Annotated in this window: 22 protein-coding genes; 10 read left to right on the top strand and 12 right to left on the bottom strand. The window is 70.2% G+C overall.

Going from position 1 to position 20,450, the window contains the following annotated elements; translation table 11 throughout:
* From CH341_RS15420 to CH341_RS15385, 8 genes are all read left to right on the top strand, one after another.
* Positions 1-1,308 (top strand): coiled-coil domain-containing protein (locus CH341_RS15420; protein WP_483475689.1); only part of this gene is annotated, 1,308 nt, incomplete at its 5' end.
* Between the two features lie 338 nt (positions 1,309-1,646).
* Entirely contained in the window at positions 1,647-2,201 is a 555-nt protein-coding gene (locus CH341_RS15415) for a hypothetical protein (RefSeq protein WP_342635017.1), read from the top strand.
* Positions 2,202-2,467: 266 nt separating this feature from the next.
* Entirely contained in the window at positions 2,468-3,031 is a 564-nt protein-coding gene (locus tag CH341_RS15410) for a LemA family protein (RefSeq protein ID WP_111419895.1), read from the top strand.
* A gap of 226 nt (positions 3,032-3,257) precedes the next feature.
* A complete protein-coding gene (locus CH341_RS15405) occupies positions 3,258-4,469 on the top strand; it encodes a M48 family metallopeptidase (protein ID WP_111419894.1) in 1,212 nt (403 codons plus the stop codon).
* Between the two features lie 115 nt (positions 4,470-4,584).
* Complete coding sequence (locus CH341_RS15400; protein ID WP_111419893.1) at positions 4,585-5,340, top strand: P-loop NTPase family protein; 756 nt, start codon at positions 4,585-4,587, stop codon at positions 5,338-5,340.
* 301 nt (positions 5,341-5,641) lie between these two features.
* Entirely contained in the window at positions 5,642-6,304 is a 663-nt protein-coding gene (locus CH341_RS15395; protein ID WP_170149639.1) for an SRPBCC family protein, read from the top strand.
* Positions 6,305-6,313: 9 nt separating this feature from the next.
* Entirely contained in the window at positions 6,314-7,411 is a 1,098-nt protein-coding gene (locus CH341_RS15390) for a quinone-dependent dihydroorotate dehydrogenase (RefSeq protein WP_111419891.1), read from the top strand.
* 13 nt (positions 7,412-7,424) lie between these two features.
* Positions 7,425-7,850: a sugar 3,4-ketoisomerase gene (locus CH341_RS15385; protein ID WP_111419890.1), complete on the top strand. Its 426-nt coding sequence runs from the start codon at positions 7,425-7,427 to the stop codon at positions 7,848-7,850.
* Positions 7,851-7,859: 9 nt separating this feature from the next.
* Here CH341_RS15385 and CH341_RS15380 read toward each other — a convergent pair whose 3' ends face one another.
* From CH341_RS15380 to rpsA, 12 genes are all read right to left on the bottom strand, one after another.
* On the bottom strand, positions 7,860-9,182 hold the full coding sequence (locus CH341_RS15380; protein ID WP_111419889.1) for a bifunctional folylpolyglutamate synthase/dihydrofolate synthase: 1,323 nt from the start codon (positions 9,180-9,182) through the stop codon (positions 7,860-7,862).
* Positions 9,183-9,354: 172 nt separating this feature from the next.
* On the bottom strand, positions 9,355-10,275 hold the full coding sequence (accD, locus tag CH341_RS15375; RefSeq protein ID WP_111419896.1) for an acetyl-CoA carboxylase, carboxyltransferase subunit beta: 921 nt from the start codon (positions 10,273-10,275) through the stop codon (positions 9,355-9,357).
* Between the two features lie 21 nt (positions 10,276-10,296).
* Positions 10,297-11,136, bottom strand: a complete 840-nt coding sequence (gene trpA / locus CH341_RS15370; RefSeq protein WP_111419888.1) for a tryptophan synthase subunit alpha — start codon at positions 11,134-11,136, stop codon at positions 10,297-10,299.
* Position 11,137: 1 nt separating this feature from the next.
* Positions 11,138-11,437 carry a virulence protein gene (locus tag CH341_RS15365; RefSeq protein ID WP_111419887.1) on the bottom strand — a complete coding sequence of 100 codons (300 nt, stop codon included), beginning with the start codon at positions 11,435-11,437 and terminating at the stop codon, positions 11,138-11,140.
* Positions 11,437-12,657 (bottom strand): tryptophan synthase subunit beta, encoded by a 1,221-nt coding sequence (gene trpB, locus CH341_RS15360; protein WP_111419886.1) that lies wholly within the window; start codon positions 12,655-12,657, stop codon positions 11,437-11,439. The genes CH341_RS15365 and trpB overlap by 1 nt, the downstream gene beginning before the upstream one ends.
* Positions 12,658-12,794: 137 nt before the next feature.
* Positions 12,795-13,484, bottom strand: coding sequence for a phosphoribosylanthranilate isomerase (locus tag CH341_RS15355; protein WP_111419885.1), 690 nt, complete (start codon positions 13,482-13,484; stop codon positions 12,795-12,797).
* Positions 13,481-13,846, bottom strand: coding sequence for a HepT-like ribonuclease domain-containing protein (locus tag CH341_RS34245; RefSeq protein ID WP_170149638.1), 366 nt, complete (start codon positions 13,844-13,846; stop codon positions 13,481-13,483). The genes CH341_RS15355 and CH341_RS34245 overlap by 4 nt, the downstream gene beginning before the upstream one ends.
* Complete coding sequence (locus CH341_RS34240) at positions 13,843-14,136, bottom strand: hypothetical protein (protein WP_170149637.1); 294 nt, start codon at positions 14,134-14,136, stop codon at positions 13,843-13,845. The genes CH341_RS34245 and CH341_RS34240 overlap by 4 nt, the downstream gene beginning before the upstream one ends.
* A 202-nt stretch (positions 14,137-14,338) precedes the next feature.
* A complete protein-coding gene (locus tag CH341_RS15345; RefSeq protein ID WP_111419883.1) occupies positions 14,339-14,701 on the bottom strand; it encodes a LapA family protein in 363 nt (120 codons plus the stop codon).
* A gap of 60 nt (positions 14,702-14,761) precedes the next feature.
* Positions 14,762-15,055, bottom strand: coding sequence for an integration host factor subunit beta (gene ihfB, locus CH341_RS15340; RefSeq protein ID WP_111419882.1), 294 nt, complete (start codon positions 15,053-15,055; stop codon positions 14,762-14,764).
* Positions 15,056-15,177: 122 nt separating this feature from the next.
* A complete protein-coding gene (gene sppA / locus CH341_RS15335) occupies positions 15,178-16,167 on the bottom strand; it encodes a signal peptide peptidase SppA (protein ID WP_111419881.1) in 990 nt (329 codons plus the stop codon).
* 192 nt (positions 16,168-16,359) lie between these two features.
* A complete protein-coding gene (rpsA, locus tag CH341_RS15330; RefSeq protein WP_111419880.1) occupies positions 16,360-18,075 on the bottom strand; it encodes a 30S ribosomal protein S1 in 1,716 nt (571 codons plus the stop codon).
* A 488-nt stretch (positions 18,076-18,563) separates the two neighbouring features.
* On the opposite strand from rpsA, the gene CH341_RS15325 reads away from it, so the two are divergent.
* Both CH341_RS15325 and CH341_RS15320 read left to right on the top strand, forming a co-directional pair.
* Complete coding sequence (locus tag CH341_RS15325) at positions 18,564-19,448, top strand: transglutaminase family protein (RefSeq protein WP_111419879.1); 885 nt, start codon at positions 18,564-18,566, stop codon at positions 19,446-19,448.
* Positions 19,449-19,583: 135 nt separating this feature from the next.
* Positions 19,584-20,390 carry a transglutaminase-like domain-containing protein gene (locus CH341_RS15320; RefSeq protein ID WP_111419878.1) on the top strand — a complete coding sequence of 269 codons (807 nt, stop codon included), beginning with the start codon at positions 19,584-19,586 and terminating at the stop codon, positions 20,388-20,390.
* Positions 20,391-20,450: the final 60 nt, after the last annotated feature.

The raw sequence follows: 20,450 nt of genomic DNA, 5'->3' as shown, positions 1-20,450 counted from the left end.
ACCCGCGACGAGGCCCGCGCCGCCGCCGAGGAGGCCGCCGCCTCGCTCGAGGAGCTCGAGCCGACCGACAAGCTGGAGGCCGACCTCGCCGACCTGCGCACCCGCGCCGGCAGCGAGCGCGCCGCCCAGGCCGAGGCCCGCGCCGCCGCCCAGGCGCTGGCCCGCGAGATCGACCTCACCACCCGCCGGCTGACCACCGTCACGGGGGACATCCAGGCGTGGCGCACCCGCAAGGACGGCGCCGGCGCCCAGATCGAGACGCTGGCGGCCCGGCTCGCCGAGGCCGAGCAGGAGCGCGACGAGCTGTCCGACGCGCCCGCCCAGTTCGCCCTCAAGCGGCGCGCGCTGATCGGCGAGGTGGAAGCCGCCGAGGCCGAGCGCCGCGCCGCCGGGGACGCGCTGGCCGCCGCCGAGACGGCCCAGAAGGAGACCGACCGGGCCGCCAATGCGGCGCGCGACGCCATGGCGAACGCCCGCGAGCAGGCGGTGCGCGCCGAGGAGCGCTTCGAGGCGGCCAAGCGGCGCCTCGCCGACGTCGCCCGCGAGATCCACGAGGTGCTGGAGGTCGAGCCCTCGGCCCTGCTGGCGCTCGCCGAGCTGGCTCCCGAGGCCGCGCTGCCGGATCTCGCCGCCGTCGAGGAGAAGCTCGATCGGCTCCGCCGCGAGCGCGAGCGGCTCGGCGCCGTGAACCTGCGGGCCGACGACGAGCTGCGCGAGATCGAGCAGCAGCACACCACGCTGACCTCCGAGCGCGAGGACCTTGTCGCCGCCATCAAGCGGCTGCGCCAGGGCATCCAGAGCCTCAACAAGGAGGCGCGGGACCGCCTGGTCGCCTCCTTCCAGATCGTCAACGAGCACTTCAAGCGGCTGTTCGCCAGCCTGTTCGGCGGCGGCACGGCCGAGCTGCAGCTCACCGAGAGCGACGACCCGCTCGAAGCCGGCCTCGACATCCTGGCGAAGCCGCCCGGCAAGAAGCCGGCGACGCTGTCGCTGTTGTCGGGCGGCGAGCAGGCGCTCACCGCGATGGCGCTGATCTTCGCCGTGTTCCTCACCAATCCGGCGCCGATCTGCGTCCTGGACGAGGTCGACGCACCGCTCGACGACCACAACGTCGATCGCTTCTGCGACCTCCTCACCGAGATGACCAAGTCGACCGACACCCGGTTCGTCGTCATCACGCACAACCCGATCACCATGGCGCGGATGAACCGCCTGTTCGGGGTGACGATGGCGGAGCGCGGCGTGTCTCAGCTCGTCTCGGTCGATCTCGAGGCGGCCGAGAAGATCATCGACCAGGCGGTCGCCTGACCGATCCTTCGCCTGACCCGGGCGAACCGCAGTGCAGCATCCGCGCCGCCGCGGACGCCTCTCCTCGTCGGCCTGCGAACTCCTTCTGGCGCTTTCATATTTTCGTGATCAGATCGGGCCCGATCCGGGCCCCGGCGAGCCGCAGCGCCTCGGTGACGCCGCGATCGGCGCGTGCAATGCGCCTCCTCGGCCCCTCGGTTCACATGCGTTCATCGAGATGACTGCACGGGAACCGTGCCGTTCAGTGGCGGTTCACCTGAACGTGCGACTGTGTGTAGCGGGCGAGGCGAGAAGAACAGTTCGGAGAACAACAGACCATGCGTTTCTGGACAAACAGGGTGAGAGGCGGCCTCGTGAGCGCGCTGGCGATCGGGGCCATGGTGCTGTTCTTCGGCACCTCGGCGGCCGACGCCCAGCGCGGCGGATTCCGCGGCGGAGGCGGCGGCTTCCACGGCGGTGGTGGCTTCGGCGGCGGTGGTTTCCGGGGCGGTGGTTTCGGCGGCGGCGGCTTCCGCGGTGGCGGCTTCGGTGGCGGTGGTTTCCGCGGCGGCGGCTTCGCCGGCCCGCGCTTCGGCGGCGGCGGTTTCGTCGGCCGGCCGGGCTTCGTGGGTCGTCCCGGCTTCGTCGGCGGCACGCGCTTCGTCGGGCGTCCGATCTACGGCGGCGGCTATCCGGGCTGGCGGCGTCCCTACTGGGGCGGCCGTCCGGGCTGGCGCTATCGCCGCCCGTGGATCGGCCCGGCCTTCGTCGGCGCCGGCATCGTCGGTGCCGGCTATTACGGCTCGTGCTGGCGCTGGCGCTTCACCCCGTGGGGATGGCGTCGCGTGAACGTCTGCGGCTGGCCGGCCTACGGCTATGGCTACGGCGGATACGGTGGCCCCTGGGGCTGGTGAGCCCGGCGCCACGATCGACGACGACGACAGAGAGCCCCTCGGGGCTCTCTTTTTTTGCCTGCGTGCCGTGACGGCGGGGCGCCTCTGTTCCGACCGCACGATTGAACCGGACGAGCAGACCGGCCGACCAAGTCGTGGCGACGCGGCGCGGGGGCCGCCGTGGCACGCCGCCGCACCGCATCGCGATCCGCTATACTGAGCCGCGGCGCGACCGACTCCGGCCGGCGCCCCCACGTTCCGGCTACCGCCTCTTTTGGAGCCCACCCATGTCCACCACCGCCTGGATCGTCCTCGGCGCAATCGTCGTTCTCGTCCTCTGGGTGATCACGGTCTACAACGGCCTGGTCGCGATGCGTCAGCGCGTGAACCAGTCCTTCGCCGACGTCGACGTGCAGCTCAAGCAGCGCCACGACCTGATCCCCAACCTGGTCGAGACCGTGAAGGGCTACGCCACCCACGAGCGCGGCACGCTCGAGGCGGTGGTCGCGGCGCGCAACCGGGCGATCTCGGCCCAGGGCCCGGACCAGCAGGTCGCCGCCGAGAACCAGCTCAGCGGCGCGCTGCGCCAGCTCTTCGCCCTGTCCGAGGCCTATCCGGACCTCAAGGCGAACCAGAACTTCCAGCAGCTCCAGACCGAGCTCTCCGACATCGAGAACAAGCTCGCGGCGGCACGGCGCTTCTTCAACAACGCGGTCAGCGAGTACAACACCGGCATCCAGCAGTTCCCGGCCGCGTTGTTCGCCGGCTCCTTCGGCTTCCACCCGCAGACCTTCTTCGATGTCGGCGAGGAGCGGAAGACGCTCGAGCAGGCGCCGGCCGTGAAGTTCTGAGCGCCGGCCGATATCGCCGGAGGTCATGACGTGAAGTACCCCCCACCCCCGACCCCTCCCCACCACGCGCTTCGCGCGCGGGCGGGAGGGGGGCGGAAGCGCTTCACCTCTCGCGTGAGGGATGCTGTGCGCATCGACTCCCCTCCTCCCAATTGCGTCAGCAATTGGCGGGGAGGGGCCGGGGGTGGGGGGCTCTTCCTTTTCAATCACGTCCCTCGGTAACGCCATGGCCTACGGGCTCTACACCCACATCCAATCCAACCGGCGGCGGTCGATCGTCCTGCTGATCGGGCTGTTCTGCCTCGTCTACGTGCTGGTCTATGCCGGCGCGCTGGCCGGCGAGGCGATGACGACGAACGCCTCCCTGCCCTGGCTGCTCGCCAAGGCGCGGCAGGATTTCATCGTGGCGTTCCCGTTCGCGACCTTCGGCACCGGCCTGTGGATCGCCATCGCCTGGCGCTTCCACCAGGCGATGATCGACGCCGTCACGGGCGGCCACGAGGTGACGCGCCAGGAGCAGCCGCGCCTCTACAATCTGCTCGAGAACCTGTGCATCTCGCGCGGCATTCCGATGCCGAAGCTGAAGATCATCGACAGCGATGCGCTCAACGCCTTCGCCACCGGGCTGAACGAGAAGCAGTACTCCGTGTCGGTGACGACCGGCCTGCTGAACAGCCTCGACGATGCCGAGATGGAAGCCGTGCTGGGCCACGAACTCACGCACATCCGCAACGGCGACGTCCGCCTGATGGTGATCGCCGTGATCATCGCCGGCGTGATCTCGTTCGTCGCCGAGCTGGTGTTCCGGATGGGCCTCAACATGCGCTGGAGCGGCGGCTCGCGGTCGAGCTCCGACAGCGATCGCGGCAAGGGCGGCGGCGGGGCCGCGATCCTGATCGCCGTCGTGCTGGTGGCGGTGGCGTGGCTGCTCTCCTCGGTGATCCGCTTCGCCCTGTCGCGCTCGCGCGAGTATCTGGCGGACGGCGGCGCGGTCGAGCTGACCAAGAACCCCGACGCCATGATCTCGGCCTTGCGCAAGATCGAGGGCCGCGGCGAGCTGCCGGGCGCCACCTCGGCCGTGATGGAGCTGTGCGTCGACAATCCGCGCCAGGGGTTTGCGGATCTGTTCGCCACCCATCCCTCGGTCGACTCGCGGGTGGCGGCGCTGGTGAAGTTCGCCGGCGGCCACGACCCCGGTCCGATCGCCCTGCCGCCGCCGGGCGACGACCCTGCTCTCGACGAGACCGGCCAGGACCAGCTGCCCGGCCCCGGCGCCGAGCCCCGTCACGGTCCCTGGGGCGACGTGCCGGGCACCGCCGATCCGGCCGGTACCCCATCGCCGCCGGGACAGTCGGCTCCGCTGCCCGGACAAGCGCCCGGCCCGGGCGGGCTCGGCACGCCGTTCCCGATCCCCGGCCCGTGGGGCCCGCGACGCTGAGCCGAATTGCGCCTCCGTCGTGGATGGCGCGATCATTGCAGTGGTTCCGACATGCACGCGCGAGCGGGCTGGCGTAACCTGCGGCCAGTGATTCGCGATATCGGGAAGGATCGTCATGGCGAGCCCAGCCGTCGTGCTGGTGGGTGCAGACAAGGGCGGCGTGGGCAAGACGACGGTCGCCCGCACGCTTCTCGACTATCTGCTGGCCCGCAAGCTTCCGACCCGCGCCTTCGACACCGAGTCCCCGAAAGGGACGCTGAAGCGCTTCCACCCCGACATCACCGAGATCGTGGACATCACCACGGTGCCGGACCAGATGCGCATCTTCGACTCGCTGTCGGAGTCGCAGGTGACCGTGATCGACGTGCGGGCCGGCCTGCTCACCCCGACCCTGAAGGCGCTGCGCGACATCGGCTTCACGGACGCGGCCCGAAAAGGCCAGATCAGCCTGACGCTGTTCCACATCCTCGGGCCGTCGATCTCGTCGCTGGAGGAGATCGCCGAGACGGCCGAGCACGTCAGCGGCACCAAGTACCACCTGGTGAAGAACTTCATCAACAACACGTCGTTCTTCGAGTGGGACCAGGCCACCTACGACAACTACTTCAAGCGCCTCCAGGGCGTCTCCGAGCTGACCATCCCGAAGCTCAACGAGATGGCGGCCGAGCAGGTCGAGCTCTCCTCGGTGCCGTTCCTCACCTTCGTGGCGAACAAGACCGCCAAGGGCGAGACCGCCGCCTACTCGTTCGTGCTGCGCGGCTATGTCCGCTACTGGCTCAGCCACGTCTGGGCCGAGTACGACCGCATCAAGCTGTCCGAGCACCTCGGCCCCCGCGACGTCGTCCCGCTGCGCGCCGGCCAGACCGGCTGACGCCTCCTGCGCCGTTCCGGGCGCCGCGCTGCGGCGCGCCCCGGAACGACCAGATCGGGCGCGGCGCTTCCCCGCCCCGGCCCCCCTTCCCGGTGGAGAACGACGCCCGCGGACCCGGCCCGCGCCGGCGGCGCCTTGCATCGGCACAGGTCCGCCGCGATAACAGCCCCCGTCCGCACCGCGGCGCCGCTCCGGGCGCGGCGGGCGGAGCATGCCGATGCCGCACGGGGGCCTCCGCTGCCGACATCGACCGGTGCCGCTCCTGGCCGGGAGGGGCCCGCCGGCAGCCAAGGACAAGACGATGGAGTTCGACAATGCGTTCGAGGTGCCGCTGCCGCCCGACGAGGCGTGGCGGCTGCTCCTCGACATCGAGCGGATCGCGCCCTGCATGCCCGGCGCCGAACTGACCGAGGTGGTGGACGAGCGCACCTACAAGGGCCGCACCCATGTGCGGCTCGGGCCGGTGGCGCTCTCGTTCGGCGGGGTGGTGAAGTTCGAGGACATCGACGCGGCGGCGCGCGCCTGCCGGGTGACGGCGCAGGGCACCGACAGCAAGGGCCGCGGTGGCGCCAACGCGGTGGTCGGCTTCCGGGTCGAGCCGTCGGCGGGCGGATCGACCGTGCGGGTGCACACCAACCTGACCCTCACCGGGACGGTCGCGCAATACGGCCGCAGCATCGGCATCGTGCAGGCGACGGCCGGGCAGCTCATCAAGCAGTTCGCCGAGGCGCTGCGGACCGAGCTGGCGACCAGCCCGCCGCTGGCGCCGGCCGACGAGAGCGCGGTCCTTCCGCAGGCCGGCGAGCAGGTCGCCCGGGATGCGCCGCTGGCGCCCGCCCAGTCCGCCGCCACCCGGCCTGCGCCGGCGGCCCCGCCGCGGCCGGCCGCCAAGCCGATCTCCGGCTTCGCCCTCGCCATGGCCGTGATCCGTGCCTGGATCGGCCGCCTGTTCGGCCGGAGCTGACGCGCCGCGATGCACGACCTCCTCTACAGCCTCGTCCGACCGGCCATCAAGCTCCTCGACCCCGAGCAGGCCCACCGGCTCGCCGTCGTCAGCCTCAAGCGCGGCCTGATGCGGCCGACTGCCTCGCCCGACGATCCGATCCTCGCGACCTCGGTGTGGGGCCTCGACTTCAAGAACCCGATCGGCCTCGGCGCCGGCTTCGACAAGCATGCCGAGGTGATCGACGCGATGTTCGGCTTCGGCTTCGGTTTCGTCGAGGCCGGCACCGTGACGCCGCAGCCGCAGCCCGGCAACTCGGGCCAGCGCCTGTTCCGGCTCGACGAGGACGAGGGGGTGATCAACCGCTTCGGCTTCAACAGCGAGGGGCTCGGCCCGTTCACCGAGCGCCTGCGGGCGCGGCGCCAGTCCGGCGCCCCGTCGCGCGGCATCGTCGGCGCCAATATCGGCAAGAACCGCACGTCCGAGGACGCGGCCGCCGACTACGAGACCTGTCTTGCCGCCGTGGCGCCGCTGGTCGACTACGTGGTGGTCAACGTCTCCTCGCCCAACACGCCGGGCCTGCGCGGTCTGCAGGCGCGCGCCCCCATTGAAGCACTGGTCGGCCGCGTGATGGCGGCCCGCGATCGTACCGCCGACGCCGCGCGCGCCGAGCCCGCGCCGAAACGTCCGCCGATCCTGCTGAAGGTCGGCCCTGATCTCGACGACGACCAGGTCCGTGACATCGCCGAGGTCGTGCTGGAGACCGGTGTCGATGGCCTGATCGTCGGCAACACCACGGTGACGCGGCCGCCGACGCTGCGCAGCCGCTGGCGCGACGCCGAGGGCGGCCTCTCCGGCCGCCCCCTGATGGGTCTCGCGACCGAGTGCCTGCGCTCGATGTACCGCCACACCGGCGGCAAGGTGCCGATCATCGGCTGCGGCGGCGTGTCGAGCGGCGAGGACGCCTACGCCAAGATCCGCGCCGGCGCCTCGCTGGTGCAGCTCTACTCGGCGCTGGTGTTCAACGGCCCGGGCTTCGCCGTGACGATCAAGCGTGACCTCGCAAAGCTCCTGCGCCGCGACGGCTTCGCCAGCGTCACCGCGGCCGTCGGGGCCGACCACGGCTGAGGACGGACGCGCGATGGTGAGCGTCGACGACATCGCCGCGCTCGGCGGAGCCGTCGCGCTCTTCCCGGTTCCGTCCCGCCGCGACGCGCGCGGCGCCTTGCATCCGTTCGATTTCGACGCCCTGCCGTTCGTGCCGCAACGGGCGTTCGTGGTGCAGCCGGCCGCGGCCGGCACGACGCGCGGCGGCCACGCCCACCGCTCGGCGCGCCAGCTTCTCGTGCGGCTCGCCGGCGTGATCGAGATCGAGCTCGCCGTAGCGGGCCGCGAGGTCACGGTGCGGCTCGACGACACCGGCACGGCGCTGCTGCTCGCCCCCGGCGTCTGGGCGCGCCACACCTACCGCACCGCCGACGCCCAGCTCCTGGTGTTCGCCAGCGAACCGTTCGATCCGGAGGCGTATGTGAGCACGAAAGACGCACCGGCAGAGCGCGGCCCCTGAGCGCGAGGCTCACCGCGGCGGCGTGCCGTTGGCGGCCAGGACCTCTCCGGCGAGGTAGAGCGAGCCGGTGATCAGGATGCGGGGCGGCGGATCGAGGTCGAGCGCAGCGACCCGGGCGAGCGCCTGATCGAGCGTGTCGCAGACATCCGTCGGCAAGCCGATGTCGCGGGCATAGACGGCGATGTCCTCGGCCGGCAGGCCCTTCTCCTGATGGATCGTCACCGCGACCAGCCGCAGCGCGAGGCCGACGAAGTTCTGCAGGAAGGCGACGACGTCCTTGGTGGACAGCATGCCGACGATCAGCACCAGCGGGCGCGAGACGCGCTCCTCCAGATCGCCGAGCGCCGCCGCGACGGCGCGTCCGCCGTCCGCATTGTGGCCCCCGTCGAGCCACAGCTCGCTGCCCGCGGGCGCGGCCGCGACCAGCGCGCCGGCGGTGAGGCGCTGCATGCGGGCCGGCCATTCGGCCTTCACGAGCCCCTGCTCGTAGGCCGAGACCGGCAGGCCGAGGCCGGCGGCGCGCAACGCCGCGATCGCCGTGCCGGCATTGTCGAACTGATGGCGGCCGAACAGGCGCGGCGCGGGAAGGTCGAGCAAGCCGTCGCCGTCCTGGAAGACGAGCCGGCCGCGCTCCTCGGCCGACATCCAATCCTGCCCGGCGACGTGCATCACCGCGCCGACCGCCTCGCCGCGCTCGACCAGCACGTCGCGGGCGACGTCGATCTGGCGGGCGATCACGGCCGGCACGCCGCGCTTCAGGATACCGGCCTTCTCGACGGCGATCTTCGCCAACGTGTCGCCCAGGAACTCGACATGGTCCATCGACACCGGCGTCACCACGCTGGCGAGCGGGCGCTCGACCACGTTGGTGGCGTCGAGCCGCCCGCCGAGGCCGACCTCGAGCAGCAGCACGTCCGCGGGATGACGCGCGAACAGCATGAAGGCCGCCGCGGTCTCGATCTCGAACACCGTGATCGGCTCACCGCCGTTGCGCCGCTCGCAATGGGCGAGGACGTCGGACAGCTCCTGATCCGAGACCAGCTCGCCGCCGCCGGCACGGGCGAGACGGAAGCGCTCGTTGATGCGCACCAGATGCGGCGAGGTGTAGACGTGGACGCGCTTGCCCGCCGCCTCCAGCATGGCCCGCATGAAGGCGAGCGTGGAGCCCTTGCCGTTGGTGCCGGCGACGTGGATCGCGGGCGGCAGCCGCCGCTCCGGATGATCGAGCGCGGCGAGCAGCCGCGTCATGCGACCGAGCGTGAGATCGATGCGGCGCGGATGCAGCGCCAGCAGCCGCGCCAGGATGGCGTCGACGGGGGCCGGCGGGGTCATGGCGACCGCGGCTGCTGCCGGCGCGCCCCTCGACCAACTCGCCCCTCGTGGTGAGGAGCGGCCACAGGCCGCGTCTCGAACCACGAGGCCAGCGCCGTGGCCTCCCTCGCCCTTCGAGACGCGCCTTCTCCGCTCCTCAGGGTGAGGGCGGAGAGAGCTCGGAGCGGATGGCTCACGCGACCGGCTCGGCCGGCTGCGCAGGCTGCTCGGCGACGGCCGGCAGGTTGGTCGGCGGCTCTGGCGCCGGCTGCTTGGTGAGCAGGCGGCAGATCCGCGCGATGGTGGGCCGCAGCTCGTGGCGATGCACCACCATGTCGACCATGCCGTGCGCCTTGAGATACTCGGACTTCTGGAAGCCGTCCGGCAGGCGCTCGCGGATGGTCTGCTCGATCACGCGCGGGCCGGCGAAGCCGATCAGTGCGCCGGGCTCGGCGATGTGGACGTCGCCCAGCATCGCATAGGACGCCGTGACGCCACCGGTGGTCGGATTGGTCAGCACCACGATATAGGGCTTCTTCGCCTCGCGCAGGCGCTGCACCGCGACCGTGGTGCGCGGCATCTGCATCAGCGACAGGATGCCCTCCTGCATGCGGGCGCCGCCGGAGGAGACGAACAGGACGAACGGAGTCTGCTTGTCGATCGCGGTCTCGATCCCGGCGATGATGGCTTCGCCCGCCGCCATGCCGAGCGAGCCGCCCATGAACTCGAACTCCTGCACGCCGATCACGACGGGCTGGCCCTCGAGCTTGCCGAAGCCGAGCTTCACGGCGTCGCCGAGGCCGGTCTTGGCGCGGGCGTCCTTGAGGCGCTCGCTGTAGCGCCGTGTGTCGCGGAACTTCAGCGGATCGGCCGGCACGCCGGGGACGCCGATGTCGAACCAGGTCTCGCCGTCGAACATCGACTTGAGGCGCGCCGGCGCGCTCATCCGCATGTGATAGTTCGAGCCGGGAATGACGAACTGGTTCGACTCGACGTCCTTGTAGAAGACGAGCTGACCGGTCTCCGGGCACTTGATCCAGAGATTCTCCGGCACCTCGCGGCGATTGAGGAAGCTGCGGATCTTCGGACGGACGACGTTCGAGATCCAGTTCATCGACGTGATGTCCATGGCACGTTACTCCGCGGCCGGACGCCGCGCGCTGCGCACGCCGCCGGCGAGCTGCCGCACCAGACCGGCCGCCGCATCGACGGTGCCGGGCGTCGCGGCGTCGTTCTGATCGAGTGATGACTTGATGGCGGCGACGAGCGCCGAGCCGACCACCACGGCGTCGGCCCCCTGGGCGATCGCGGCCGCATCGTCCGCGCTGCGCACCCCGAAGCCGACCGCGATCGGCAGCGGCGTCTTCGCCCTGATGGCGGCGACGGCACGGCCGACCGCGGAAAAGTCCGGCTTGGCCGTGCCGGTCACCCCGGTGATCGACACGTAGTAGATGAAGCCCGAGGTGTTCGCGAGCACGGCCGGCATCCGCTTGGCGTCGGTGGTCGGGGTGACCAGGCGGACGAAGTTGATCCCGGCCGCCACGGCCGGGACGCAGAGCTCGTCGTCCTCCTCGGGCGGCAGGTCGACGACGATCAGCCCGTCGACGCCGGCGGCCTTGGCCTCGGCGAGGAAGCGATCGACGCCGTGGACGTAGATCGGATTGAAGTACCCCATCAGCACGATCGGGGTCGCGTCGTCGCTCTCGCGAAAGGCGCGCACCAGGTCGAGCGTCCCGGCCAGCGTCTGCCCGTGCTTGAGGGCGCGCTGCGACGACGCCTGGATGGTCGGGCCGTCCGACATCGGATCGGAGAACGGCATGCCGAGCTCGATCACGTCGGCCCCGGCGGCCGGCAGCGCCTTCAGGATGGCGAGCGAGGTTTTGGGATCGGGGTCGCCGGCCGAGACGAAGGTCACGAGCCCGGCCCGGCCTTCGCGCTTCAGCGCGGCGAAACGAGTGTCGATGCGGGTGGTCATTTCAGTGCGGTCCCCCGTTGCTCCCGCGCACGACGCTTGTGAAATCCGACCAGTCTTCGACCTTGAAGGCGCGGATATCGCGCACTGACTGGCGAAACCAATCGATCGCGCGCAGCGTATCGATCGCCTTGTAGACCGCCGTGAGAGTGGATTCGCCGTCGTAGAGATAGACGCTGCCCTGCGTCCACTTGAAGCCGATACCCTCGAGTTCGCGCCGCACCTCGAAATAGGCGTTGTTGTAGGGATCGCCATAAGTCCGTCGAAGGATATTGACGTCGAGGTCGAAAGCGATGGCGTACATCAGAACGCCCCCCCCAGATGGCGGGCGACGGCTTCGAGATCCTTGTCGCCGCGGCCGGAGAGGTTGATCACCATCAGGTGGTCCTTGGGCTTCTGCGGGGCCAGTGCGATCGCCTTGGCGAGGGCGTGCGCGGGCTCCAGCGCCGGGATGATGCCCTCCAGGCGCGAGCACAGCTTGAAGGCATCGAGCGCCTCGTCGTCGGTGGCGGAGAGGTACGTCACACGGCCGATGTCGGCGAGCCAGGCGTGCTCGGGGCCGACGCCCGGATAGTCGAGGCCGGCCGAGATCGAATGCGCCTCGTCGATCTGCCCGTCCGGATCCATCAGCAGATAGGTGCGGTTGCCGTGCAGGACGCCGGGCCGCCCGCCCGTGATCGATGCCGCGTGCTTGCCGGTGTCGACACCGTGCCCGGCCGCCTCGACCCCGAAAATCTCGACCGAGCCGTCGTCGAGGAACGGATGGAACAGGCCCATGGCGTTGGAGCCGCCGCCGATGCAGGCGACCAGCGAGTCCGGCAGGCGGCCCTCGGCCTCCTGCATCTGCGCCTTCGCCTCGATGCCGATGATCGACTGGAAGTCGCGCACCATCATCGGATACGGGTGCGGGCCCGCCACCGTGCCGATGCAGTAGAACGTGTCGGCGACATTGGTGACCCAGTCGCGCAGCGCCTCGTTCATGGCGTCCTTGAGGGTGGACGAGCCCGACGTCACGGGCCGCACCTCGGCGCCGAGCGCCTTCATGCGCAGCACGTTGGGCTGCTGCCGATCGATGTCGACGGCGCCCATGTAGACGATGCAGTCGAGCCCGAACTTCGCGCACAGCGTCGCCGTGGCGACGCCGTGCATGCCGGCGCCGGTCTCGGCGATGATGCGCTTCTTGCCCATCCGATTGGCCAGCATGATCTGGCCGAGCACGTTGTTCACCTTGTGGGCGCCGGTGTGGTTGAGGTCCTCGCGCTTGAAGTAGATCTTCGCCCCGCCGAGATGCGCCGTCATGCGCTCGGCCAGGTAGAGCGGAGAGGGTCGGCCCACATAGGTGGCGAGATAGCCGTCCATGGTGCGCTTGAACGCCGGATCGGCCTTGGCCTCCGCATAGGCGGCCTCCAGCTCCAGCACGAGCGGCATCAGCGTCTCGGCGACGAAGCGGCCGCCATAGAGGCCGAAATGGCCACGCTCGTCCGGGCCGGTGCGGAACGAATTGGGCTTCTGCTGGATGCTCATGCGGGTCCTGGCGGAAACTCGGTTGCGGGCCGGCGGACTGCGGGGCACGACGTCCCGCGGAGCGCGCGAGACCGCCGTCGCCCGCGACAGGTCACGGGGCCGTCATGATCGGCCCCTTGCTAGCACCAAGCCGGCCGTCAGGGGAGAGGCAAAGCCGCGCGGTCCGGTTGCGCCGGAGCGGCTGCCGCGGCAGCCCGGGCCGCACGGACGAAGTCGACGATCTTCTGCGGGTCCTTGTCGCCGGGCGCCCGCTCGACGCCGGAGGAGACGTCGACGGCCGGGGCCCGGGTGATCCGCAGCGCCTCGGCGACATTGTCGGGACCGAGCCCGCCGGACAGCATGTAGGGCAGGCCGGCGTCGAGCCCCGCCAGCAGGGTCCAGTCGAACGCCTGGCCGAGCCCGCCCGGCCGGGTCGCCCCCTTCGGCGGGCGGGCATCGAACAGGACCCGGTCGGCGACCGCCGCATAGGCCGGAACCCGGGCGAGATCCGCCGCCTCGGCAATGGCCAGCGCCTTGACGACGGGGCGGCCGAATCGCGCCTTCACGGCCGCGACCCGCTCCGGCGTCTCCTTGCCGTGGAGCTGCAGCATGTCGGGGTCGAGCGCCGCGACGATCTCGTCGAGCAGCGCGTCGTCGGCATCGACCGTGAGCGCCACGGTCTGCAGCCGGCCCTTCGCCCGCGCCGCCAGCGCGCGGCCGTCGGCCGGATCGAGGTGACGGGGCGACGGCGGGAACACCACCAGACCGGCCATGTCGGCCCCCGCCGCGATCGCCGCATCGAGCGCCTCGGGAGTCGTCAGGCCGCAGATTTTGACGAGGAGGGTCATGGCGATGGGCGTTGGACCAAAGTGATCAGCCTATCCAGGCCGGCGACGAGCGGATCGATTCGGTTGGCGATGACGTCGGCGACAAGCTCCAGGTCGATCTGCCAGTAGGAATGCACGATGACGTTTCGCAAGCCCACGATCGCTTGCCAGGGAATGTCGGGTGCTGCGGTCTTCACCTCGGCGGACACCTTGTTCAAGGCCTCCCCGACGACGACCAGATCGAACAGAGCCGCATGGAGGGGTTGCCTGGCTCCCGCGAGGATCTCGGCGTCCAGTCCGCCCGCATTGCTCCACGTGTCCAGGGCATATTCGCGGGCGTCTCGCAGTCGATCGAGGTCGGATCGGCTTTCGATCGGGCTCATAAGGGCTCGACGAGCCGTGGAAAGTCCACGGCCTCCCGGCCCTTCAGCCCGCTGACGAGTACGATCCCGACCGGACGCCCGAGCAGCTCGGCCAGATCGACCTCGGCCTGTGCCAAACCCAGCAGATCGAGCCCGGACTGCTTCTCGGCGAGAAATTCCAGCGCATTGTCGGCGAAGACGTGGCCGATGCTCCCATGCGGCAGAAGCCCGATGATCTTCAGCGGGTGCTTCGCCTCGATCGCGGCGACATGCATGCGCAGGATCGAACGGTTGATGTCCGGGGCGTTCATGGCACCACCTCCGTCGTCCGCCGGACACCCTGCCGAAAGGACATGCAGCCGGTGAGGACCCGGCGCCCATCGTGCCCCGGCCCATCAGCCGGCACGATGATCCGACACAGGTGTGATCGCCCCGGCGCAGCCGCAAGGAGACGTCTGCGGCCGGGCGAACGAGCGCGCGGGCCGCCGGACGGTGCCGACCGGACCTGTCGCCTCAGGCGGCCGGGCGCTGGAGGGCGCGGGGCGGCCAGCGGCGGCCCTCGTCCTCGGCGTCGGCGAGACGCTGCTTGAGCTCGGTGATCTCGGCGCGGGCGGAGCCCAGCTCCCACTCGGCGCGACGGGCGGCGCGACGCCAGCGGCCCTGGCCGAGCCAGGTGGCGACGCCGCCGAGCACGACGCCGATGGCGAGCACGCCCACCACCAGCACGAACAGCGGCACCTGCACGGCATGGCTGAGGTCGCCGGCGTTGAAGGCATCGAGCGAGATCGGGACGGCGTGCCGGTTCACCAGCGCGAGCGCGACCAGCGCGATCGCCAACGGGACGAGAATGACGGCAGCGAGGATCTTGCGGATCATGTTGAAATCACTTTCGGTCAATCGGGCGACGGCCGGGCCGAAAACCCGCCGCCGCGAGACTCAGGCCTGCGGTTCCGGGCGGTTCAGCCGCTCGCGCATCTCCTTGCCGGTCTTGAAGAACGGCACGCATTTCTGGTCGACCTCGACGTGCTGGCCGGTGCGCGGGTTGCGGCCCGTGCGGGCCGGCCGCTCCTTCACCGAGAAGGCGCCGAAGCCGCGCAACTCGACGCGATCGCCGCGGGCGAGCGCCGCCGTGATCTCGTTGAGGATCGCATTGACGATGTTTTCCACGTCCCGCTGGTAGAGATGCGGGTTCTGCGCCGCGATGCGCTGGACAAGTTCCGATTTGATCATCTGTCGTTTCCGCCGATCAGCGACGAGATCAGGAGAGCACCGGTATCGGCGTCCACCGACGATGCCCCCTTCACGGGAGGCCCGACGGGCGACACCGGTCCGTCCGGCTGTCGAGCCGCCGCTCAGTCCGACGCCGCAGGGTGCCAAAGCGCCAGCAGACCGTCAAGACTAAGGCTTTCAAAAGATTGGATTGTCCCGGAGCGTCCGAGGATGCGGGCGAGCGGCCCGAGGCCGGCCGCCTCGAGCAGGACGGCGCCGCCGAGATGCAGGAAGGACAGGTCGCCGATGCGCGGGTCGAGCTTCCAGTCCCGGACCGGCAGCTTGGCGTCGATGCCCTTCTCCTTGGCGAGCCAGGCGATCGCCGTCTCCTCGGTGCCGATGGAATCGACGAGCTTGAGCTCGATCCCCTGCCGGCCCGTGAACACCCGCCCGTCCGTGACCTTGGCGAGCAGCTCGCCGTCGATGCCGCGCCGCTCCCGCACCATGGTGCGGAACCAGTCGTAGGAATCGGCCACCAGGGCCGCGATGGCGGCCCGCGCCTCCGGCGAGGTCGGCTCGAAGCCGTTGGGCGACGCCTTGAGGGGCGAGGACTTCACCTCCTCGACCTTGACCCCGAGGGTCTTCAGCAGGTCGGAGACGTTGGGATACTGGAACAGCACGCCGATCGAGCCGACGATCGAGTTGCCCTGCGCCACGATGTGGTCGCCCGCCATGGCGGCGATGTAGCCGCCGGAGGCCGCCATGCCGTCGACGACGATGACGGTCGGCTTCTTCTCGGCGAGCTTGCGCAGCGCCGTGTGGAGCTGCTCGGACCCGGCCGTGGTCCCGCCGGGGCTGTCGATGTGGACGATCACGGCCTTGGCGGCGCGCGATTTCGCCAGCCGTTCCAGCGCCTCGACCCGCTCCTGGTCGTTGCGGATGACGCCCCAGATGCCGATCCGGGCGATCTGGGCCGAGACCGGCTCGCCGAAGCCGAGCTCGGAGCGGCCACGCAGCGCCATCCCGACGGCGACGATGCCCACCACGGCGACCAGCACGGCGAGAACGCGCCAGAAGGTGAGCTTGCGCCGCATCCGGCGGCGGTCCACGAGAGCATCGGCGTCGAGCGACATCGGGAGCTTCCTGACTGCCGGTCCCGGACGGCGGGACACGGTCTTCTTCGCCATTATGCACAAATCGGGCGCCGAAAAGGCGAAACCGGCCGCTCGCGCGGCCGGTTCCTAAACGTTCCGTTGATCGGTCCGGTCGTCGGGGCGTCGCCCCGCGTGGCCCGGGGCGCCGCCCCGGGCCGGATCGGCGTCCGATCAGTCCTTCTTCTCGTTGGCGCGCTTGAGCGCCGTGCCGAGAATGTCGCCGAGCGTCGCGCCGGAGTCGGACGAGCCGTACTGGGCGATCGCCTCCTTCTCCTCGGCCACCTCGAGCGCCTTGATCGAGACCTGCACCTTGTGCGACTTGCGGTCGAACTGGGTGACGCGGGCATCGACCTTCTGGCCGACTGCGAAGCGGTCGGGGCGCTGCTCGGAGCGGTCGCGGGCGAGCTCGGAGCGCTTGATGAAGGCGGTCAGGTCGGTGCCGACGATCTTCACGTCGATGCCGCCTTCCTTCACCTCGACCACCTCGCCCGTCACCACGGCGCCCTTGCGGACGTCGCCGGCCTCGGCGAAGGGATCACCCTCGAGCTGCTTGATGCCGAGCGAGATGCGCTCCTTCTCGACATCGACGTCGAGGACCTGGGCGCGGACCTGGTCGCCCTTCTTGAACTCCTCGATCACCTGCTCGCCCGGACGCTTCCAGTCCAGGTCGGAGAGATGGACCATGCCGTCGACGTCGCCGTCGAGGCCGAGGAACAGGCCGAACTCGGTCTTGTTCTTGACCTCGCCTTCGACCACCGAGCCGGGCGGGTACTTCTCGACGAAGACCTCCCACGGGTTCCGCATGGTCTGCTTGAGGCCGAGCGAGATGCGCCGCTTGACCGGATCGACCTCGAGCACCTGCACCTCGACCTCCTGGGAGGTGGAGACGATCTTGCCCGGGTGGACGTTCTTCTTGGTCCACGACATCTCGGAGACGTGGATGAGTCCCTCGATGCCCGGCTCGAGCTCGACGAACGCACCGTAGTCGGTGATGTTGGTGACACGGCCGTTGAGCCGCGTGTGGACCGGATACTTCGCCTCGATGCCCTGCCACGGATCGGCCTGAAGCTGCTTCATGCCGAGCGAGATGCGGTGGGTCTCGTGGTTGATCTTGATGATCTTGACCTTGACCTGCTGGCCGATGTTCAGCACCTCGGACGGGTGGTTCACACGCCGCCAGGCGATGTCGGTCACGTGCAGCAGGCCGTCGATGCCGCCGAGGTCGACGAACGCACCGTAGTCGGTGATGTTCTTGACCACGCCGTCGATCACCTGGCCCTCTTCGAGGTTCTGGACGAGCTCCTGGCGCTGCTCGGCGCGGGTCTCTTCCAGCACGGTGCGGCGCGACACCACGATGTTGCCGCGGCGCCGATCCATCTTGAGGATCTGGAACTGCTGCGGGACGTTCATCAGCGGCGTGACGTCGCGGATCGGGCGGATGTCCACCTGGCTGCGCGGCAGGAACGCCACGGCCCCGTCGAGGTCGACCGTGAAGCCGCCCTTGACCTGGTTGAAGATGACGCCCTGGACCTTCTCGTTGTTCTGGAACGCGCGCTCGAGCTTGCCCCAGCTCTCCTCGCGGCGTGCCTTGTCACGCGACAGAACCGCCTCGCCGAGCGCGTTCTCGACCCGCTCGAGATAGACCTCGACGGTGTCGCCGACCTTGACCTCGTTCTGCCGTCCGGGACCCATGAACTCGCGGAGCGCCACGCGCCCCTCGGTCTTCAGCCCGACGTCGATGACCGCGAGATCCTTCTCGATCGCGACGACGGTTCCCTTGATGACGGTGCCTTCGTGCAGGTTGCCCTGCGTGAAGGACTCTTCGAGCATGGCCGCGAAGTCTTCGCGAGGCTGAGCGGCGTGCGTGGCGTAAGCGGTCTGAGCCATGAAGTCTCCTGACGGGACAGCCGGCGGGCTGGTGTTGACGAAACGTCCGTGTTGACCGCTCGGGCCGAAGGCCCCGTAGCCTTCGGCTGCCACACCCTCCCTGTCCGGGAGGGGAGTGGGCCGGCCCGATCTACCGAGCGGTCGGGACATGCTGGGTCCGGGTGCCGCAGCATTGAGGTGCCGCGGGAGCCGGATCGGCCCCGAACCGGGGAGCGATCCGTTCAACGCCGTCAGCCGGCCTTGCCAGAAGTTCACCCCAGGGGTGCTCCCGACAGGTCGGCATGCTCGCGTTGTGCTCGGGCGGCGTCGAGGTTGTCGGCGGCCCGGACTGCCGCGTCTATATCGTATCGCCCCCCTCGCGGGCAAGGCGTCGCAATCGCGCGGGAACGCGTTAAGTTGAGACCTGGAGCCGGCGCCTAGTCCGGGAACCGGCCATCCCCCGCCGACCCGACGCTCCGGACGACAACCCTCGAGAGACGCTCGCGGCCATGACCATCCTGAAGGTGCGCCATCTGACGACCTACCGGTATCGCCGGCCGGTCGGCTTCGGCGAGCATCGGATGATGTTCCGGCCGCGCGACTCCTACGACCAGCGCCTGCTCGGCTCGTCGCTGCGCATCGTCCCGACGCCGCAGTCGGTGCGCTGGGTGCACGACGCCTTCGGCAACGCGGTGGCGCTCGCCCGCTTCGACAGCGCGGCCGAGGAGCTCAGCTTCGAGAGCCGAATCGAGGTCGAGCACTTCCCGGACCCGGTCGACTTCCAGAGCGAGGACTACGCCAAGAGTTACCCGTTCGCCTATGCGGAGGACGAGCAGCCCGACCTCGCCCCCTTCATCGTGCGCAACTATCCGGATCCGGCCGGCGAGCTGGAGCGCTGGGCGCAGCGGTTCCTCCGCCCCGGCCAGGACACCCCGACCGGCCGGCTGCTGATGACGCTGACCACCGCCATCGGCGAGAGCTTCGTCTACAACCGGCGCACCGAGACCGGCACCCAGGACCCGCTCACCACCCTGCGGCTCGGCCGCGGCACCTGCCGGGACTTTGCGCTGTTCATGATCGAGGCGGTGCGGGCGCTCGGCTTCGCGGCGCGATTCGTCTCGGGCTACCTCTACGTGCCGACCCGGGACGGGCCGCGCCGGCTCGGCGGCGGCTCGACCCATGCGTGGTGCCAAGTCTACATCCCGGGCGCCGGCTGGGTGGAGTTCGACCCGACCAACGGCATCATCGGCAATCGCGACCTCGTCCGGGTCGCCGTCGCGCGCCTGCCCTCGCAAGCCGTCCCGCTCACCGGCACGTTCCGGGGCAGCCCCGAGGACGAGCTCGGCATGTCGGTGGAGGTGCAGGTCACGTCCGAGGACGGCCCCGGAGACTGACGGGCGAGTCGTCCCGGCAGGGCCGCGGGCTCCGTCGACCCCGGAAGGGAACCCCGACGGTGCTGCAGGATTGGCACCCGGCTTGCATTTTCCCGGGGGTGACGCCCCCGTGCCCACAACCGGAGACCGCATCGCGTGAAAATCCGTGCCGGCTACGACATCGCTTTCGACTGCCCGCAGCCGACCCCGATGATCCTGTTGCTCTCGGTGCATCCGTCCCGACAGATCGACCTCGTCACCTCGGAGCAGATGACCTTCGATCCGCCGCTCCAGCCGCGCGAGTACCGCGACCAGTTCGAGAATGTCTGCACCCGGATCATGGCCCCGGCCGGACGGGTGCGGTTCTCGGCGGACTTCCTCATCGCCGACAGCGGCGCCCCCGACGCGGTCGCCCCCGACGCGGCCCAGATCCCGGTCCAGGATCTGCCCGACGACGCGCTGATCTACCTGCTCGGCAGCCGCTATTGCGACACCGAGCACCTCGCCGAGCAGGCCTGGGCGCTGTTCTCCGGCTCGCCGCCCGGCTGGGCCCGCGTGCAGGCGATCTGCGACTACGTCCACGACCGCCTGACCTTCGGCTACTCGCACGCACGGGCGACCCGCACGGCCGCCGAGGGCCATGCCGAGAAGCGCGGCGTCTGCCGCGATTTCGCGCATCTCGCCATCACGTTCTGCCGCTGCATGAACATCCCGGCGCGCTACTGCACCGGCTATCTGGGCGACATCGGGGTGCCGAAGGACCCGCAGCCGATGGACTTCTCGGCGTGGTTCGAGGCCTATCTGGGCGGCCGCTGGTACACGTTCGACGCCCGCCACAACACCCCGCGCATCGGCCGCATCCTGATGGCGCGCGGCCGCGACGCCACCGACGTGGCGATCTCGACCTCGTTCGGCCGCGCCGACCTCGCCAACTTCACCGTGATCACCGACGAGGTCGAGTAGCGAAGGCGTCGGAGTCGTAGCGCCGTAGCCCGCCCCGACCTGTCGGGCCGCCGCGGCGTA

The sequence above is a fragment of the Rhodoplanes roseus genome, from assembly GCF_003258865.1.
In the GTDB taxonomy this organism is placed as follows: domain Bacteria; phylum Pseudomonadota; class Alphaproteobacteria; order Rhizobiales; family Xanthobacteraceae; genus Rhodoplanes; species Rhodoplanes roseus.
Note: the sequence above shows the minus strand (reverse complement) of the source record. Positions and strands in the feature narration are given on the sequence as shown.

Coding starts and splice junctions, on each gene's coding strand:
- CH341_RS15410 (WP_111419895.1), top strand. CDS start 2,468: ATGTCCACCACCGCCTGGATCGTCCTCGGCGCAATCGTCGTTCTCGTC.
- CH341_RS15405 (WP_111419894.1), top strand. CDS start 3,258: ATGGCCTACGGGCTCTACACCCACATCCAATCCAACCGGCGGCGGTCG.
- CH341_RS15400 (WP_111419893.1), top strand. CDS start 4,585: ATGGCGAGCCCAGCCGTCGTGCTGGTGGGTGCAGACAAGGGCGGCGTG.
- CH341_RS15395 (WP_170149639.1), top strand. CDS start 5,642: ATGGAGTTCGACAATGCGTTCGAGGTGCCGCTGCCGCCCGACGAGGCG.
- CH341_RS15390 (WP_111419891.1), top strand. CDS start 6,314: ATGCACGACCTCCTCTACAGCCTCGTCCGACCGGCCATCAAGCTCCTC.
- CH341_RS15385 (WP_111419890.1), top strand. CDS start 7,425: ATGGTGAGCGTCGACGACATCGCCGCGCTCGGCGGAGCCGTCGCGCTC.
- CH341_RS15380 (WP_111419889.1), bottom strand. CDS start 9,182: ATGACCCCGCCGGCCCCCGTCGACGCCATCCTGGCGCGGCTGCTGGCG.
- accD (WP_111419896.1), bottom strand. CDS start 10,275: ATGAACTGGATCTCGAACGTCGTCCGTCCGAAGATCCGCAGCTTCCTC.
- trpA (WP_111419888.1), bottom strand. CDS start 11,136: ATGACCACCCGCATCGACACTCGTTTCGCCGCGCTGAAGCGCGAAGGC.
- CH341_RS15365 (WP_111419887.1), bottom strand. CDS start 11,437: ATGTACGCCATCGCTTTCGACCTCGACGTCAATATCCTTCGACGGACT.
- trpB (WP_111419886.1), bottom strand. CDS start 12,657: ATGAGCATCCAGCAGAAGCCCAATTCGTTCCGCACCGGCCCGGACGAG.
- CH341_RS15355 (WP_111419885.1), bottom strand. CDS start 13,484: ATGACCCTCCTCGTCAAAATCTGCGGCCTGACGACTCCCGAGGCGCTC.
- CH341_RS34245 (WP_170149638.1), bottom strand. CDS start 13,846: ATGAGCCCGATCGAAAGCCGATCCGACCTCGATCGACTGCGAGACGCC.
- CH341_RS34240 (WP_170149637.1), bottom strand. CDS start 14,136: ATGAACGCCCCGGACATCAACCGTTCGATCCTGCGCATGCATGTCGCC.
- CH341_RS15345 (WP_111419883.1), bottom strand. CDS start 14,701: ATGATCCGCAAGATCCTCGCTGCCGTCATTCTCGTCCCGTTGGCGATC.
- ihfB (WP_111419882.1), bottom strand. CDS start 15,055: ATGATCAAATCGGAACTTGTCCAGCGCATCGCGGCGCAGAACCCGCAT.
- sppA (WP_111419881.1), bottom strand. CDS start 16,167: ATGTCGCTCGACGCCGATGCTCTCGTGGACCGCCGCCGGATGCGGCGC.
- rpsA (WP_111419880.1), bottom strand. CDS start 18,075: ATGGCTCAGACCGCTTACGCCACGCACGCCGCTCAGCCTCGCGAAGAC.
- CH341_RS15325 (WP_111419879.1), top strand. CDS start 18,564: ATGACCATCCTGAAGGTGCGCCATCTGACGACCTACCGGTATCGCCGG.